Origin of the sequence: Variovorax sp. KBS0712, assembly GCF_006323185.2 — a bacterium.
Taxonomy (GTDB): Bacteria; Pseudomonadota; Gammaproteobacteria; order Burkholderiales; family Burkholderiaceae_C; genus Variovorax; species Variovorax boronicumulans.
Genome location: NZ_VCCD02000003.1, coordinates 123,748 through 140,737, shown reverse-complemented (window position 1 = coordinate 140,737; position 16,990 = coordinate 123,748). Strand labels below are relative to the sequence as shown.

The window sequence follows — 16,990 nt, the reverse complement described above, 5'->3', positions numbered from 1 at the left end:
GTACCAGGCTTTTTCAGATCGTCCCGGTACTTATCGCTCAGGAAGGAAAGGGCATTTCTTCCATGTGCCCGCGTCGCTGGCGCGATCTAATTTGCAAACAAGAACAAAAACAAGAACACGAACTGCAGCGTGGGACAGGCATGCGCCGGCCTTTCGGCGCTCACCAAGGACGCACATGACCGCGATCACCGGCTCCAACGGCAACGACCTTCTCACCGGCACGGCCGGCAGCGACACCATCAACAGCGGCAACGGGGACGACAGCGTCTACGGCGGAGCCGGGAACGATTCATTGAATGGTGGCGCGGGAGACGACACGCTCGATGGCGGCAGCGGCAGCGACCAGCTCAACGGGGGATCGGGGAACGACACCCTGATCTACAACGTCAGCGAAAACATCGCGGCGGGCACCAAAGACGTGTACACGGGCGGGGCGGGTGTCGATACGCTCCAGCTCCTGTTCACGAGGGCGCAGTGGCTGGAGTCTTCCACCCAGACGCAGATCGCCGCCTACCTGGCCCATCTTGCGGCAGTGACCAACGCCAGGACCGGTGAGGTGTCCAACGGCTCGGCCAGCGATTTCGTTTTCAGCTTCGGGTCGTCCACGCTGACCGTCCAGATGACCGAAACCTTGAGAATCCTCGTGGACGGGGTCGAGGTGAATCCGGCCAACGAGGCGGTCAAGGCGTTGGGCGATGCGGTCGCGACGACCGAAGACGGCCCGGGGATCCAGATCCACGTACTGCAGAACGATCTGGTCCCCGACCTGGTCAAGAGCCTGGCGCTGGCCTCGGCGCCGGCCCACGGGACGGCGACGCTCGTTCAGCCGGCGATGGGCGATCCGTCGACCTGGTATTTCCAGTACCAGCCCCATGCAGCCGCTTTCCAGTACCTGGCAGCGGGCGAGAGCGCCACCGACACCTTCAGCTACGAGGTGAAGGACGCCGATGGCGGGACGGGCCTGGCCACGGTGACCATCACCATCACCGGCAGCAACGATGGTCCGGTGATCACAGCCCAGGACCTGGCGGGCGCGGTGAGCGAGCAGGCCGCGCCGGCGGGCACGCTGAGCGACAGCGGCATCATCGGCTTCAGCGACCTGGACCTGAGCGACGTGCACCTGGTGAGCGCCACCGGCACGCCGGTCGGCAGCGTGCTGGGCAGCTTGACGGCGGTCAAGAACGCCGACACCACGGGGACCGGCACGGGCGGCCAGCTCACCTGGACCTACACCGTGAACGCCACGGCCGTCGAATACCTGGCCGCGGGCCAGACCCGGGTCGAGAGCTTCACCATCACCGTGAACGACCAGCACGGCGGCATCGTCACCCGGCAGATCGACGTGACCATCACCGGCACCAACGATGCGCCGACGATCGGCGCGGCCGATGCCGCTGCGGCGGTGACCGAGGACGCGGCGACGCCGACCCTGAGCGACAGCGGCACGATCACCTTCGACGACGTGGACCTGAGCGATGCGCACGGCGTCAGCGTGGCTGCTGGTCCAGGCAACACCCTGGGCGGGGTGTTGACGGCGGGTGTCAGCGATGCGGCCACGGGCGCGGGCGACGGCACGGTGAGCTGGAACTACAGCGTCGCCAACGCGGCCACGCAGCATCTGGCCCAGGGCCAGACGGCGACGGAGACTTTTACCGTCAGCATCAACGATGGCCACGGCGGCACGGTCAATCAGCAGATCACTGTGACGGTGACCGGGACCAACGATGTGCCGGTGATCGGCGGTGTGGCCAGCGGTGCGGTGAGCGAGGATGCCTCGACGCCGAACCTGAGCACCAGTGGTGCGCTGACGATCGCTGATGTGGATGCGGGCCAGTCGAACTTCGCGCCTCAAGCCAGCACTGCTGGCAGCAATGGCCACGGCAGCTTCACGCTGGCGGCCAATGGCAACTGGAGCTACACGGCCAGCAATGGCCAGACGGCGATCCAACAGCTGGGCGCGGGTCAGTCGATCAGCGATAGCTTCACCGCTGTGTCTTCCGACGGGACAGCCAGCCAGGTGGTGACCGTGACGATTACCGGGACCAACGACGTGCCGGTGATTGGTGGCGTGGCCAGTGGTGCGGTGAGTGAGGATGCCTCGACGCCGAATTTGAGCACCAGTGGTGCGCTGACGATTGCTGATGTGGATGCGGGTCAGTCGAACTTCGCGCCTCAAGCCAGCACGGCAGGCAGCAATGGCCACGGCAGTTTCACGCTGGCGGCCAATGGCGCCTGGACCTACACGGCCAACAACAGCCAGGCGGCGATCCAGCAGCTGGGCGCGGGTCAGTCGCTCAGTGACAGCTTCACTGCAGTCTCGTCCGACGGGACCGCCAGCCAGGTGGTGACCGTGACCATCACCGGGACCAACGACGTGCCGGTGATTGGCGGCGTCGCCAGCGGCGCGGTGACCGAGGATGCCTCGACACCGAACCTGAGCACCAGCGGCGCGCTGACGATTGCCGATGTCGACACAGGCCAGTCCAGCTTCACGGCCCAGGCCGGCACCGCCGGCAGCAACGGCTACGGCAGCTTCGCGCTGGCGGCCAATGGCAACTGGACCTACACGGCCAACAACAGCCAGGCGGCGATCCAACAGCTGGCTGCGGGTCAATCGATCAACGACAGCTTCACGGCAGTGTCGTCCGACGGGACCGCCTGCCAGCTGGTGACGGTGACCATCACCGGGACCAACGATGTTCCGGTGATTGATGGTGCGGCCAGCGGCACGGTCAGCGAGGATGCCTCGACGCCGAACTTGAGCACCAGTGGTGCGCTGACGATCGCCGATGTGGATGCAGGACAGTCCAGCTTCACGGCCCAGCCCGGCACCGCCGGTAGCAACGGCCACGGCAACTTCACGCTGGCAGCCGACGGCAGCTGGAGCTACACGGCCAACAACAGCCAGGCGGCGATCCAGCAACTGGGTGCCGGTCAATCGATCAGCGATAGCTTCACCGCAGTTTCCTCCGACGGCACGGCCAGCCAGCTCGTGACGGTGACCATTACCGGGACCAACGATGTGCCCCTGATCGGTGGCGTGGCCAGCGGTGCGGTGCAAGAAGATCTTGCGGTGGCTGCTGGCAACCTTGCGACTGGTGGTGCGCTGACGATTGCCGATGTCGATGCAGGACAGTCCAGCTTCACAGCCCAGGCCGGCACCGCCGGCAGCAACGGCTACGGCAGCTTCACGCTCGCAGTCGATGGGAATTGGACCTACACCGCTGACAACAGCCAGAGCGCGATCCAGCAACTGGGTGCAGGTCAATCGATCATCGACAGCTTCACCGCCGTGTCCTCCGACGGCACGGCCAGCCAACTCGTGACCGTGACCATCACCGGGACCAACGATGTGCCAGTGATTGGCGGCGTCGCCACCGGCGCGGTGACCGAGGATGCCTCGACCCCGAACCTGAGCACTGGCGGTGCGCTGACGATCGCCGATGTCGACCAGGGCCAGTCGAATTTCGCACCACAGGCGAGCACCGGCGGCACCAACGGCTACGGCAACTTCACGCTGGCAGCCGATGGCACTTGGGCCTATACGGCCGACAACAGCCAAAGCGCGATCCAGCAGCTGGGCGCGGGCCAGTCGCTCAGCGACAGCTTTACTGCAGTCTCGTCCGACGGTACGGCCAGTCAGCTCGTGACGGTGACGATCACTGGCACCAACGACGTTCCGGTGATCGGCGGCATCGCTACCGGCGCGGTCAGCGAGGATGCCTCGACGCCGAACCTGAGCGCCAGTGGTGCGTTGACGATCGCCGATGTGGATGCGGGCCAGTCGAACTTTGTGCCGCAGGCGAGCACTGCCGGCAGCAACGGCCACGGCAACTTCACGCTGGCAGCCGACGGCAGCTGGACCTACATGACCAACAACGGCCAGGCGGCAATCCAACAGCTGGGCGCAGGCCAGTCGATCAGCGACAGCTTCACCGCCGTGTCGTCCGACGGCACGGCCAGCCAGATGGTGACCGTGACGATTACCGGAACCAACGACGTGCCGGTGATTGGTGGTGTGGCCAGCGGCGCGCTGAGCGAGGATGCTTCGACATCGAACCTGAGCACCGGCGGTGCGCTGACGATTGCTGATGTCGACCAAGGCCAGTCGAACTTCGCGCCTCAAGCGAGCACTGCCGGCAGCAATGGCTACGGCAGCTTCAGCTTGCTGGCCGATGGCAGCTGGAGCTACACGGCCGACAATGGCCAGGCGGCGATCCAACAGTTGGGCGCCGGCGAGTCGATCAGCGACAGCTTCACTGCTGTGTCTTCCGACGGGACAGCCAGCCAGGCGGTGACCGTGACTATTACCGGGACAAACGATATACCGGTGATCGGTGGCGTCGCTAGCGGTGCGGTGAGCGAGGACGCCTCGACACCCAACCTGAGTACCAGCGGTGCGCTGACGATTGCCGATGTTGACCAAGGCCAGTCGAACTTCGCGCCTCAAGCGAGCACTGCCGGCAGCAATGGCTACGGCAGCTTCAACTTGCTGGCCGACGGCAGCTGGAGCTACACGGCCGACAACAGCCAGGCAGCGATCCAGCAACTGGGCGCTGGGGAGTCGATCAGCGATAGCTTCACCGCTGTGTCGTCGGATGGCACCGCCAGCCAGGTGGTGACAGTGACGATCACAGGCACCAATGACGTTCCGGTGATTGGCGGCGTGGCCAGCGGCGCGGTGAGCGAGGATGTCTCGACCCCGAACCTGAGCACCGGCGGTGCACTGACGATTGCCGATGTTGACCAAGGCCAGTCGAACTTCGCGCCACAGGCGAGCACCGGCGGCAGCAATGGCTACGGCAACTTCAACTTGCTGGCTGATGGCAGCTGGAGCTACACGGCCGACAACAGCCAAAGCGCGATCCAGCAGCTGGGCGCCGGCGAGTCGATCAGCGACAGTTTCACGGCAGTGTCATCCGATGGGACGGCCAGCCAAGTGGTGACGGTGACCATTACCGGGACCAACGATGTGCCGGTCATCGGCGGCGTCGCCAGCGGCGCGGCGCAAGAAGATATTGCGGTGGCGGGGGGCAGCCTCGCGGCCAGCGGTGCGCTGACGATCGCGGATGTCGACCAAGGCCAGTCGAACTTCGCGCCACAGGCGAGCACCGGCGGCACCAACGGCTACGGCAACTTCACGCTGGCAGCCGACGGCAGCTGGAGCTACACGGCCAACAACAGCCAGGCGGCGATCCAGCAACTGGGCGCGGGGCAATCGATCAACGACAGCTTCACGGCCGTGTCGTCCGACGGAACGGCCAGCCAGGTGGTGACGGTAACGATCACTGGCACCAATGACGTGCCGGTGATCGGTGGTGTGGCCACCGGCGCGGTCAGCGAGGATGCCTCGACCCCGAACCTGAGCACCAGCGGTGCATTGACGATCGCCGATGTGGATGCGGGTCAGTCGAGCTTCGCGCCTCAAGCAAGCACCGGCGGTAGCAACGGCTACGGCAACTTCACGCTGGCAGCCAATGGCACCTGGACCTACACGGCCAACAACAGCCAGGCGGCGATCCAGCAACTGGGCGCTGGTCAATCAATCATCGACAGCTTCACCGCCGTGTCCTCCGACGGCACGGCCAGCCAGCTCGTGACGGTGACGATCACCGGTACCAATGACGTGCCGGTCATCGGCGGCGCCGCCAGCGGCGCGGCGCAAGAAGACGTTGCAGTGTCCGGTGGCAACCTCGCAACCAGCGGGACGCTGACGATCGCCGATGTGGATGCGGGTCAGTCGAACTTCGCGCCTCAAGCCAGCACTGCCGGCGGCAATGGCTACGGCAGCTTCACGCTGGCGGCCAATGGCGCCTGGACCTACACGGCCAACAACAGCCAGGCGGCGATCCAGCAGCTGGGCGCAGGTCAATCGATCAGCGACAGCTTCACGGCAGTCTCGTCCGACGGGACAGCCAGCCAGCTGGTGACCGTGACCATCACCGGGACCAACGACGTGCCGGTGATTGCTGGCGTCGCCAGCGGCGCGGTGACCGAAGATGCCTCGACACCGAACTTGAGCACAAGTGGTGCGCTGACGATCGTCGATGTCGATGCTGGACAGTCCAGCTTCACAGCCCAGGCCGGCACCGCCGGCAGCAACGGCTACGGCAGCTTCACGCTGGCGGCCAATGGCAACTGGACCTACACGGCCAACAACGGCCAGGCAGAGATCCAGCAGCTGGCCGCAGGTCAATCGATCAGCGACAGCTTCACGGCAGTCTCGTCCGACGGGACTGCCAGCCGGGTGGTGACCGTGACCATCGCCGGCACCAACGATGCACCCGTTCTGAGTGCTGCCGCGACACCCGCTCTGGCGTCGGTCAACGAGGATGCCGGCGCGCCGGTCGGGGCCGTCGGGACGCTCGTATCGAGCCTGGTGAATCTGAATCCGCCGGCCGGCGGTCTCGACAACGTGACCGATGCGGACAACGGCGCCATCACCGGCATCGCGTTGACGGGTGTGAATGCCACCAACGGAAGCTGGTGGTATTCCACCAACGGCGGCGCCAACTGGGCGGCGGTGGGTGCGGTGTCGGGCGCGTCCGCACTGCTGCTGGCCGCGGACGCGAACACGCGTGTCTACTTTCAGGCGAATTCAAACTTCAGCGGGACCGTCAGCGATGGCATCACCTTCCGCGCCTGGGATCAGACGAGCGGCGCGGCGGGCGCCACGGTGAGCACAGTCACGAACGGGAACAGCTCCGCGTTCTCGAGCGCGACCGACACGGCGAGCATCACCGTCATCGCGGTGAACGACAACCCGGTCGCCGTGGCCGACAGGATCATTGTGTCGAACAGCACGCTCGTCACGCTGTCGGTGAGCTCGCTGCTCGGCAACGACACCGACATCGACGGTCTCGCCTTGACGATCACCAGCGTCGGCGGCGCGGTCGGGATTTCCGGCCTGACCCTGGACGCCACCAACGGCACGATTAGCTTCACCAGCGGCAGCACGGCGGGCGCCACGGCCGGCAGCTTCCAGTACACCGTGTCGGACGGCGCCGGGGGCACGACCACGGCGACGGCGACGATCGACATCAGGGCCGTGTCCGGCGGCAACGGCGCCGACACGATCGATCTCGGCGCGACCGGCGCCTACCAGGCCTCCTTCATCGACGGCCGCGGCGGCGCCGACGACCTGACCGGCGGTGTGGGCGGCGACGTCTTCATCGGAGGAAGCGGCAACGGGGCCGACACGCTGCTCGGCGCTTCCGGCAACGACCTCCTGATCGGCGGCGACGGCAACGACACACTGTCGGGCGGCGCCGGCAACGATGTGTTGCGAGGCGGCCTGGGCAGCAACGACTCGATGGATGGCGGCGACGGCAGCGAGGACCTGCTCGACTTCTCGGATGGGTCGGTGGCGGTCAATTTCACGTTGGTCCAGAGTGCCGCACCGACCAGCATCGTCAACGGCACCGCCGGGCTCGGCAACAACGACACCTACCAGAACATCGAAGGCGTGATCGGAACGGGCCTGGCCGACACCCTCACCGGCAGCGCCTCGAACGACATCATCCGCGGCGGCGCCGGCAACGACACGCTCGATGGCGCAGGAGGCACCGGTGACCTGCTCGACTTCTCCGACGGCACGGCCGGGCTCACGTTCACGTTGACGCAGAGCAGCAGCACGACAAGCTTCAATGCCAGCGCCGCCGGGCTCGGCATCGACGGCTACAAGAACTTCGAGGGCGTCATCGGCACGGCCTTCGGCGACACGATCACCGGTTCGGCGTCGAACGACCAATTGCGCGGCGGCGGCGGCAACGATGTGATCAACGGCCTTGCGGGCGACGACCGCATCGTCGGCGGGACCGGCGCCGACCTGCTCACCGGCGGTGCGGACAACGACACCTTCGTTTTCGACTCGGCGCCCAACGCGGTGGATTCGGTCACCGACTTCAATGCTTCGGGATCGGCGGCGAGCGGCGACCTGATCGAGCTGTCGCGCGGCACGTTCACGGCCCTCACGACCGCGAGCGGCAGCACGCTGTCGGCGGCCGAGTTCGCGTCCTTGAACGGCGGCGGTGCCGGAGACACGGTGGGGGCGGGCGTGCATGTGATCTACGACAGTGCGACGGGCAACCTGTACTACGACGCCGACGGCCTCGGCGCCGCCAACCGCACGCTGGTGGCGACGTTGACGCTGAGCAACCCGGCCGACACCTTCGACAGCAACGACATCAAGGCCGGCGTGTGAGATCCCGCTTGCCGCCCGCGCAGGCGGGTGGCGGCACACGAGAGAAATCGACATGAAGCCTCTTCTGCAGCTTCTCGAGCGACCGCTTCTTTTTGTCGCGGGCTTCTCGTTCTTCGTGAACTTGCTGCTGCTCGCCCCCGCGCTCTTCATGCTGCAGGTCTTCGACCGCGTGCTGACGAGCCAGAGCCGGGAGACGCTGCTGGTGCTGCTGCTCGGCGTCGCCGTGGCGCTCGGCCTGATGCTGGTGCTGGACTACCTGCGCAGCCGGCTGCAGGGCGTCGCGGGCAACCTGATCGCCGATCAGCTGTCGCCGGTGGTGGCCAAGGTCATGCTGGCCCGCACGGCGCGCCGCGCCGAGCGCGCGCCCTGCGAAGGCTTGCGCGACGTCGCGGCGCTGCGCAACCTGTTTTCCTCCCAGGGGCTGCTGGCCCTGTTCGATGTGCCATGGACATTCGTCTATGTCGCGGTCATCTGGCTGGCGCATCCGATGCTGGGCATGGCCGCGGCCATCGCGTCGGTGCTGATGCTCGTTCTTGCCGTGGTGAACGACCGCATCACGCGCCGCGATATCGAAGCCCTGCAGAAGGAAGCCGCCAGGGCCACGCGCTACCTCGAAGCCTCGATGCAGAACGCGGAGCTGGCGCAGTCGCTCGGAATGGGAGAGGCGGTGATCGGGCGCTGGCGGAATCTCAACGCCGGCGTCGCCGCGCTGCAGGGGCCGACTGCGCGCAAGTCGGTGGCGATGGCTGCGCTCACGCGCACCACGCGCCAGGCGGTGCAGGTCCTGTTGCAGGCACTGGGCGCCTACCTCGTCATCACGGGCGAAGGCACGCCGGGCATCCTGGTGGCCTGCACCATCCTGCTCGGCCGGGCGCTGGCGCCGGTCGAACAGGTGGTGGGGAGCTGGCGCGTGCTGGCCGAGGGGCGCCTGGCCTTCGCGCGCCTGTCCGAAGTGCTGGGCGCCGCCGAGCGCCAGCCGCAACGCATGGCGCTGCCGGCGCCGAGCGGCCGGCTGTACGCGGAGAGCCTCGTGTTCCGGCCTGCGCAGGGCGAACGGATGATTCTTGCCGGCGTCTCGCTGAGCCTGGAGCCCGGCGAGTCGCTGGCCATCACCGGCCCCAGCGGTGCCGGCAAGTCGACCCTGGTGCGCCTGCTGACCGGCCTGTGGCGGCCCCACGCAGGTGTCGTGCGGCTGGACGACGTCGACCTCGCGCAATGGCCGCGCGAAGAACTTGGCCCCTGGCTCGGCTATGTGCCGCAGGATGTCGAGCTGTTCGCCGGCACCGTCGCCGACAACATCGCGCGGCTGGGCGAGGTCGACCCGGACAAGGTCGTGCAAGCGGCGCAGCGTGCCGGCGTGCATGCGCTGATCCTGACACTGCCCGAGGGCTACGACACCGTCGTCGACAACATGGGCGTGATGCTGTCGCCGGGCCAGCGCCAGCGCATCGCGCTGGCACGCGCGCTCTATGGCAACCCGAAGCTGCTGGTGCTGGACGAGCCCAACTCCAACCTGGACGGGGCGGGCGAACTGGCGCTGGGCGAGGCCTTGAGGGCGCTGCGCGGGCAGGTCACGGTGGTCGTCGTCACGCACCGCAGCGCGTTGGTGCAGCACATGGACAAGCTGCTGGTGCTGGAGGCCGGCCGTGTCAAGCAGTACGGACCGGTGGAGGAAGTGATGCAGACGATCCGGCGCTCGGGCCAGAACACGGGCGGCGCCCAGGTGGTGATGATGCCGCCGCGCCCTGCGGAGAAGGTGTCATGAATCCAGGTGCCATGAACCACGCGGCACACGCGATCGCGGCCAACGACCCGCTGGCGCTCCATGTGCGCGAAATGCGCCGCCTGACGCACTGGGGCCTGGCCGTGCTGGTCTGCGGACTGCTGCCGGCCGCTGCGTGGCTGAGCTTCGCGCCGCTGTCGTCCGCCGTGGTGGCGCAGGCCCACGTGAAGGTGGACCTGAACCGGCGCCCGGTGCAGCATGCCGAGGGCGGCATCGTGCGCGAGGTCCTGGTGCGCGACGGCCAGCATGTGCGGCAGGGGGAGCCCTTGCTGGTGCTGGGCGACGTCTCGGTCGATGCCGACAGCAACCGGCTGGACCACCGCGTCAAGACCGAGCGCGCCAGCCTCGCGCGGCTCGATGCGGAGCAGACCATGGCGCGCGCGATCGCCTTTCCTCCCGACGTGGTCGAGACCGCGGCAGCCGACCCGCGCCTGGCAGCGCAGCTGGACAAGGAGCGCGCACTGTTCGAGGCGCGGCGCGATGCGCTGGTGGGGCAGGTGCGGCTTTTGCGTTCGCAGCGCGAGAAGGTGGCGGAGGAAATCGTCGCGCTGCGCGCCCAGATCATGCGGGCGAGCGAGTCGATGAAGTTCCAGAAGAACGATCTGGAGACCAACCGCAAGCTGCTCAACGACGGCTTCGTCTCGGCCACGCGCATCGCGCAGCTCGAAGGCACCGTGGCCGACTACGGCGTGAAGATCGAGGAGCGGCGCGCGGAGTTGGCGCGCGCCGAGCAGCGCACGGTCGATGCCGATCTGCGCATCCGCTCGCTGGAGAGCGACTACCGCCAGCAGGCGAGCGACCAGCTCAAGGTCACGGCGGCCCGGCTGGCCGAGATCGAGCAGGAGCGGCGCAAGTCGGCCGACGCCTCGGCGCGCCAGGTGATCACGGCGCCGGCCAGCGGCGAGATCATCGATCTGAAGTATTCGACGCCCGGCGCAGTGATCCCGCCTCGCGAAACCATCGCCGACGTCGTGCCGGACGACAGCCGCCTGGTGACCGATGCGCGCGTGCGTCCCGAGGACATCGGCCGGATCCGGCGCGGGCAGCTGGCCGACATCCGCTTCACGGCATTCAAGTACCGCACCACGCAGCTGGTGCACGGCAAGGTGATCTATGTGTCGGGCGACCGCCTGATCGACCGTGCGACCAACGCGCCCTACTACTCGGTGCTGGTCGAGGCCGACAGGGCTGCGCTCGCGACCGCGGGAGACCTGAAGCTGCTTGCCGGCATGCCCGCCGAGATCTATCTGCAGGGGGAGGAGCGCACCGCACTCCAGTACCTGGTGGAGCCGATCACCCAGGTGCTGCGCCGCGCCGCGCGCGAGCGTTGATGCGCCGCGAGCGCTCAGCCGGGCCTGCCGTCCGCTTGCTGTCTGAGGTCTGCGGCCGGAGCCGCTTCCGGCGTCTCTCGCCTACTCGTTGTTGGGCAACTGCTGCCGGATCGGGCTCTTCGGCCGCAGTCCCGGCGTCACGTCCAGTTCCATCTTGTCGGTGCCGCGCTGCAGCGCGAAGCGTGCGGTGTCGCCCGGCTTGAGGCCGGCCACGGCGGTCAGCAGGGCCTGCACGCTGTCGGTCTTCTTCTCGCCCACCGAGGTGATCACGTCGCCCGGGCGGATGCCGGCCTTGGCGGCGGGGCCGTTCTGCAGCACGCCGGTGATGATCACGCCCGCGTCGGCCTTCACGCCGAAGGTCTCGGCCAGTTCGGGCGACAGGTCGCTCGGCTCGACGCCGATCCAGCCGCGGCGTACCTGGCCTTCCTTCACGATGCCCTCGAGCACGATCTTGGCCATCGACACCGGAATGGCGAAGCCGATGCCCATGCTGCCGCCCGAGCGCGAGTAGATCGCGGTGTTGATGCCCTGCAGGTTGCCGTTGACGTCGATCAGCGCGCCGCCCGAGTTGCCGGGGTTGATGGCCGCGTCGGTCTGGATGAAGTTCTCGAACTGGTTGATGCCCAGCTGGTTGCGGCCCAGCGCCGAGACGATGCCGCTGGTCACGGTCTGGCCCACGCCGAAGGGGTTGCCGATGGCCAGCACCTGGTCGCCCACCAGCAGCTCGTCGGAGTTGCCCAGCACGATCACCGGCAGCTTGTCGAGCTCGATCTTGAGCACGGCCAGGTCGGTGTCGGGGTCGGTGCCGATCACCTTGCCGCGCGCGTGGCGGCTGTCGTTCAGGGTGACTTCGATTTCGTCGGCGCCCTCGACCACGTGGTTGTTGGTGAGGATGTAGCCGTCGGTGCTCACGATCACGCCGCTGCCCAGGCCCACCTGGGGCTGGTCGGCCTGGTCGCCGAAGAAGAAGCGGAACCAGGGGTCGTTGCTGCGCGGGTGGCGCTGCGCGGCCTTGCTGGTGTTGATGCTCACGACCGCCGGCGAGGCCTTCTTGGCCGCCGCGCTCAGGCTGCCCGCGGCGGGCACGGCCGGCGCGCCGCTGGGCGCTTCCACGATCGACACCACGCCGCCCAGCGAGGTCGAGCGCTTGTGTATCCACTCGGGCTTGAGCGTCGCGACGACGAAGTAGGCCGCCAGCAGGACGGTCACGGCTTGGGCAAAGAGCAGCCAGGTGCGTTTCATGAAAGCTTGAAGAAAGAGCGTTGGAAAAGCGCTGAAAGACGGCGCCGGTTGCAATTGTCCCTCAACCGGCCTGGCGCCATAGACCGCGCGGCAGGGTCGAGATTGCGCGGCCTGCGGGGCGTGAATACGGGCTAACCCTTAGTATCGGCAGGCGATCCGACCCGGATCGCCCCCTCAGGCCTTCCGCGCCGCCCACCCGGCGGGCGTGGCCAGGCGATTCTTTCGTCGGCGTGCCACGCCCTGCCCCTATCCGGTTCAAGGCAGGCGAGCGGCCACGATACCCCTGCTGCCATGACCTCAGAAGCTACCTACACGGACGGCGCCACGCCCGCTCCGGCGCGCACGCTCGATGCGCGCGACTACAAGACCCTGGCCCTGTCCGCCCTCGGCGGCACGCTCGAGTTCTACGACTTCGTCATCTACGTCTTCTTCGCGACCGTGCTGGGCGCGCTGTTCTTCCCCGCCGACATGCCCGACTGGCTGCGCCAGCTGCAGACCTTCGGCATCTTCGCGGCGGGCTACCTCGCGCGGCCCGTGGGCGGCATCGTCATCGCGCACTTCGGCGACCTGCTGGGGCGCAAGCGCATGTTCACGCTGTCGATCTTCCTGATGGCGGCGCCCACGCTGGTGATCGGCCTCTTGCCCACCTACGCGAGCATCGGCGTCGCGGCGCCCCTGCTGCTGCTGGCCATGCGCGTGCTGCAGGGCGCGGCCATCGGCGGCGAGATGCCCGGCGCCTGGGTGTTCGTGGGCGAGCACGTGCCGGCCAAGCGCTACGGCTTCGGCATCGGCACGCTGACCTCGGGCATCACCGGCGGCATCCTGCTGGGCTCGCTGGTGGCCGTGGCCATCAACCGCCACTACTCGCCGGAGCAGGTGAACGACTTCGCCTGGCGCATTCCCTTCATCCTGGGCGGTGTGTTCGGGCTGTTCTCGGTCTACCTGCGCCGCTTTTTGCACGAGACGCCGGTCTTCAAGGAGCTGGCCGGTCGCAAGACGGTCGCCCGCGAGCTGCCGCTGCGCACCGTGCTGCGCGAACACCGCCTGGCGAGCGTGTACGTGGGGCTGCAGACCTGGGTGCTGTCGGCCGCCATCGTCGTGGTGGTGCTGTACACGCCCACCTACCTGCAGAAGGTGCACCACATTCCGGCGGCGCTGGCGCTCGAGGCCAACGCGCTCGCCACGCTGACCCTGACCATCGGCTGCGTGATCGTCGGCTGGGCCAGCGACCGCATCGGCACGCGTGCCGTGATGCTTATCGGCTGGGGCGGCCTCTTTGCCACCGCCTACCTGTTCTACACCGGGCTGCCCGGCACGCCGGCCACGCTGTTCTGGCACTACGGGCTGGTGGGTCTCTTCGTGGGCACCATCGCCACGGTGCCGATCGCGGGCGTGCGCGCCTTTCCGGCGCCGGTGCGCTTCACGGGGCTTTCGTTCGCCTACAACATGTCTTATGCCGTCTTCGGCGGCCTGACGCCGGTGATCCTCACGCTCTGGCTGCAGCACGACACCATGGCGCCGGCGCACTACGTCGCCGCGCTGGCGGCGCTGGGCTTCCTGCTGGCCCTGTGGCCCCTGGCCGCACGCGGCCACCCGATGCGCGATGGCGCGCCGGCCGCAGGGAGCGCGACAATGTCGCGATGAGCACCACACGCCACGAACTGCTTCACGCATTCGACCTGCTGCTGGCCCCCGGGCGCTTCAAGGACTACGGACCCAACGGCCTGCAGGTCGAGGGGCGCACCGTGGTCCGCAAGATCGTCTCGGGCGTGACCGCCAGCCGCGCGCTGATCGAGGCCGCGATCCACGCCGAGGCGGATGCCATCTTCGTCCACCACGGCCTGTTCTGGCGCGGCCAGGACGGCTGCGTCACCGGCTGGATGAAGCAGCGCCTGGGCCTGCTGCTGGGCGACGACGTCAACCTCTTCGCCTACCACCTGCCGCTCGACGCGCACCCCGAGCTGGGCAACAACGCGCAACTCGGCCTGCAGCTGGGGCTCGTGGCGCACCCGGGATCGGCCGGCCGTTTCGGCGAGCAGGAGCTGGGCTTCCTGGGCGCGCGCGAGAACGGCGAAAACTTCGCGAGCGCCAAGGCCCTGGCGACCCATGTCGAGAAGGTGCTGAAGCGGCCCGTCACGCTGGTCGACACGGCCCACCGCCCGATCAAGAACATCGCATGGTGCACGGGCGGCGCTCAGGGCTACTTCGAGGCTGCCATTGCGGCCGGCGCCGACGCCTTCATCACCGGCGAGATTTCCGAGCCGCAGGCGCACTACGCCCGCGAACTGGGCGTGGCCTTCCTGGCCTGCGGCCACCACGCCACCGAGCGCTACGGCGCGCAGGCCGTGGCCGCCCACGTGGCGGCCCAGCTCGGGCTGAAGCACGAATTCATCGACATCGACAACCCCGCATGAAGGCGCCGATCGCGATCACGCTCGGCGACCCGGCGGGCATCGGCCCCGAGATCATTGCCAAGGCCTTCCGCGACGCGCCCGACGCCGTGCGCGGGGCGTTCGTGGCCGGCGACGTCGGCACGCTGCGCCGTGCGTCGCAGGCGCTCGCGGCGCCGGGGCGACTGGCGTGGCCTGTCGTGGAGATCGCCAGCGTCGCTGAGGCGGCCACCGTGCCGCCGGGGTGCATCCCGGTGCTGCAGGTGATCGCGCCGCCGAAAGGCATCGTGCAGGGGCGCATCAGCGCCGAGGCCGGGCGCGCCGCTGGCGACTGCGTGGTGTGGGCCGCGCGTGCCGCGTTGCGCGGCGAGATCTCGGCCCTCGTCACCGCACCGCTGCACAAGGAGGCGCTGGCCGCGGCCGGCTTTCCGTACCCCGGCCACACCGAGCTGCTGCAGGCCGAGGCCGCCGCCCACCTGGGCCGCACCGTGGCCGACGTGCCCGTGCGCATGATGCTGGCCAACGACGAGTTGCGCACCGTGCTCGTGAGCATCCACATGTCGCTGCGCGACGCCATCGAGGCCGTGCGCTTCGACGGCGTGCTGGACACGCTGCGCATCACCCATCGCGCGCTGACCCACGCGCTCGGCCGGCCGCCGCGCATCGGCGTGGCGGGGCTCAACCCGCACGCGGGCGAGGGCGGCCTGTTCGGTTCGGAAGAGCGCACCGTCATCGCGCCGGCCATCGAGGCCGCACGCGCTGAGGGCATCGACGCCCAGGGGCCCCATGCGCCCGACACCGTCTTCATGCGCGCGCGCGCCAAGGCCGGCGTGCCGTCCAGCGGCGAGTTCGACGTGGTGATCGCGATGTACCACGACCAGGGCCTGATCCCGGTCAAGTACCTCGGGGTGGAGAAGGGCGTGAACGTGACGCTCGGGCTGCCGCTGGTGCGCACCAGCCCGGATCACGGCACGGCGTTCGACATCGCGGGCCAGGGCGTGGCCGATGCGTCGAGCCTTGTCGAGGCGTTGCGCATGGCGCGAACGCTGGCCGGCGCCTGAGCGCGCGGCCAGCAAGAAAAGCTCAGGGGCGCTTCAGGCTGTCGCGGATTTCGCGCAGCAGCGTGATGTCTTCCGGCGTGGCGGCCGGCGCTGCGGGGGCGGCCTCTTCGGTCTTGCGCAGCTTGTTGATCTGCTTGACCATGATGAAGATGATGAAGGCGAGGATCACGAAATTGACAGCAATCGTGATGAAGTTGCCATACGCCAGCACCGGCACGCCGGCCTTCTTCAGCTCCGCCAGCGTGTTCGCCACGCCCGGCGGCACCGTGCCCAGGATTACATAGAGGTTCGAGAAGTCGAGCTTCCCGAACACCATGCCCACGAGCGGCATGATGATGTCGGCCACGAGCGAGTCGACGATCTTGCCGAACGCCGCCCCGATGATCACGCCGACGGCGAGGTCGATGACGTTGCCCTTGACGGCAAACTCCTTGAATTCGCTGAGGATGCTCATGATTCAGAAAGGGTGCTGAAGACCTGCTGTTGAAAGGGGTGCCAGTATGCCTGTGGAAGCGGGGGGCCAAGACGGGCGGCGCGGCGGGTGATGCGGGGCCGCAACTCAGGAATGACCGCTGGCGGTTCCCTGCCTGGAACGGACGGAGGGTACCCAGTCTCCGTAGCTAACCGTTGCCGACTACGCTTTGGAACGTCTTGTTTCCAATTTCGCGGGATGGGTAGAACCGGTCGGATACGCCGTGTTTTGCTCTCGAAAAGAAGGCAAAACGGCGCCGTACGAGCATTCCGGAAGCATCCTGGAACGCAGGCAAAGCCCCATTGACAGTGCACTGCACTGGTACGATGAGAGGGGAGCAGTGGGGAGCGGCCGCGCGAAATCGACCTTCAAGACTTCTGTCTGTCGGAGCGCATTCGCCCTGGGTGCACCAGATTCTTGCGTGACCCCGCGATGAATTCTGCACCTTTGTTGCCTGAATTTGCCAGTTTCAGCGCGACTTTAGCTGTTCAAATTTTTACATAAATGG

Annotated in this window: 8 protein-coding genes; 6 read left to right on the top strand and 2 right to left on the bottom strand. The window is 67.7% G+C overall.

Annotated elements, in window-relative coordinates; all coding sequences use genetic code 11:
• The first annotated feature begins 175 nt into the window (after window positions 1-175).
• From FFI97_RS25450 to FFI97_RS25440, 3 genes are read left to right on the top strand one after another with little or no spacing between them, the layout of a single operon-like run.
• Window positions 176-8,203, top strand: coding sequence for a VCBS domain-containing protein (locus FFI97_RS25450; RefSeq protein WP_313906295.1), 8,028 nt, complete (start codon window positions 176-178; stop codon window positions 8,201-8,203).
• A 52-nt stretch (window positions 8,204-8,255) separates the two neighbouring features.
• Window positions 8,256-9,968, top strand: coding sequence for a type I secretion system permease/ATPase (locus FFI97_RS25445; RefSeq protein WP_139701055.1), 1,713 nt, complete (start codon window positions 8,256-8,258; stop codon window positions 9,966-9,968).
• Entirely contained in the window at window positions 9,965-11,317 is a 1,353-nt protein-coding gene (locus FFI97_RS25440; RefSeq protein WP_235944236.1) for an HlyD family type I secretion periplasmic adaptor subunit, read from the top strand. Before FFI97_RS25445 ends, FFI97_RS25440 begins: the two co-directional genes overlap by 4 nt.
• 81 nt (window positions 11,318-11,398) lie before the next feature.
• On the opposite strand, the gene FFI97_RS25435 is transcribed toward FFI97_RS25440, so the two are convergent.
• Window positions 11,399-12,559 carry a S1C family serine protease gene (locus FFI97_RS25435; RefSeq protein ID WP_062473641.1) on the bottom strand — a complete coding sequence of 387 codons (1,161 nt, stop codon included), beginning with the start codon at window positions 12,557-12,559 and terminating at the stop codon, window positions 11,399-11,401.
• A gap of 291 nt (window positions 12,560-12,850) precedes the next feature.
• Between FFI97_RS25435 and FFI97_RS25430 the strand changes: the two genes are divergently transcribed.
• Genes FFI97_RS25430 through pdxA form a run of 3 tightly spaced genes read left to right on the top strand, consistent with a single transcriptional unit; the run spans window position 12,851 to window position 16,010 of the window.
• Window positions 12,851-14,203 carry an MFS transporter gene (locus tag FFI97_RS25430; protein ID WP_070059916.1) on the top strand — a complete coding sequence of 451 codons (1,353 nt, stop codon included), beginning with the start codon at window positions 12,851-12,853 and terminating at the stop codon, window positions 14,201-14,203.
• A complete protein-coding gene (locus FFI97_RS25425; protein WP_062473645.1) occupies window positions 14,200-14,973 on the top strand; it encodes a Nif3-like dinuclear metal center hexameric protein in 774 nt (257 codons plus the stop codon). The genes FFI97_RS25430 and FFI97_RS25425 overlap by 4 nt, the downstream gene beginning before the upstream one ends.
• Window positions 14,970-16,010 (top strand): 4-hydroxythreonine-4-phosphate dehydrogenase PdxA, encoded by a 1,041-nt coding sequence (pdxA, locus tag FFI97_RS25420; RefSeq protein ID WP_139701057.1) that lies wholly within the window; start codon window positions 14,970-14,972, stop codon window positions 16,008-16,010. The genes FFI97_RS25425 and pdxA overlap by 4 nt, the downstream gene beginning before the upstream one ends.
• Before the next feature lie 22 nt (window positions 16,011-16,032).
• Here pdxA and mscL read toward each other — a convergent pair whose 3' ends face one another.
• A complete protein-coding gene (gene mscL / locus FFI97_RS25415; protein WP_139701059.1) occupies window positions 16,033-16,464 on the bottom strand; it encodes a large conductance mechanosensitive channel protein MscL in 432 nt (143 codons plus the stop codon).
• Window positions 16,465-16,990 lie beyond the last annotated feature (526 nt).

Excerpts from the sequence above, each read along its gene's own strand:
- pdxA (WP_139701057.1), top strand. The coding sequence starts at position 14,970 with ATGAAGGCGCCGATCGCGATCACGCTCGGCGACCCGGCGGGCATCGGC.
- FFI97_RS25430 (WP_070059916.1), top strand. The coding sequence starts at position 12,851 with ATGACCTCAGAAGCTACCTACACGGACGGCGCCACGCCCGCTCCGGCG.
- mscL (WP_139701059.1), bottom strand. The coding sequence starts at position 16,464 with ATGAGCATCCTCAGCGAATTCAAGGAGTTTGCCGTCAAGGGCAACGTC.
- FFI97_RS25445 (WP_139701055.1), top strand. The coding sequence starts at position 8,256 with ATGAAGCCTCTTCTGCAGCTTCTCGAGCGACCGCTTCTTTTTGTCGCG.
- FFI97_RS25440 (WP_235944236.1), top strand. The coding sequence starts at position 9,965 with ATGAATCCAGGTGCCATGAACCACGCGGCACACGCGATCGCGGCCAAC.
- FFI97_RS25450 (WP_313906295.1), top strand. The coding sequence starts at position 176 with ATGACCGCGATCACCGGCTCCAACGGCAACGACCTTCTCACCGGCACG.
- FFI97_RS25425 (WP_062473645.1), top strand. The coding sequence starts at position 14,200 with ATGAGCACCACACGCCACGAACTGCTTCACGCATTCGACCTGCTGCTG.
- FFI97_RS25435 (WP_062473641.1), bottom strand. The coding sequence starts at position 12,559 with ATGAAACGCACCTGGCTGCTCTTTGCCCAAGCCGTGACCGTCCTGCTG.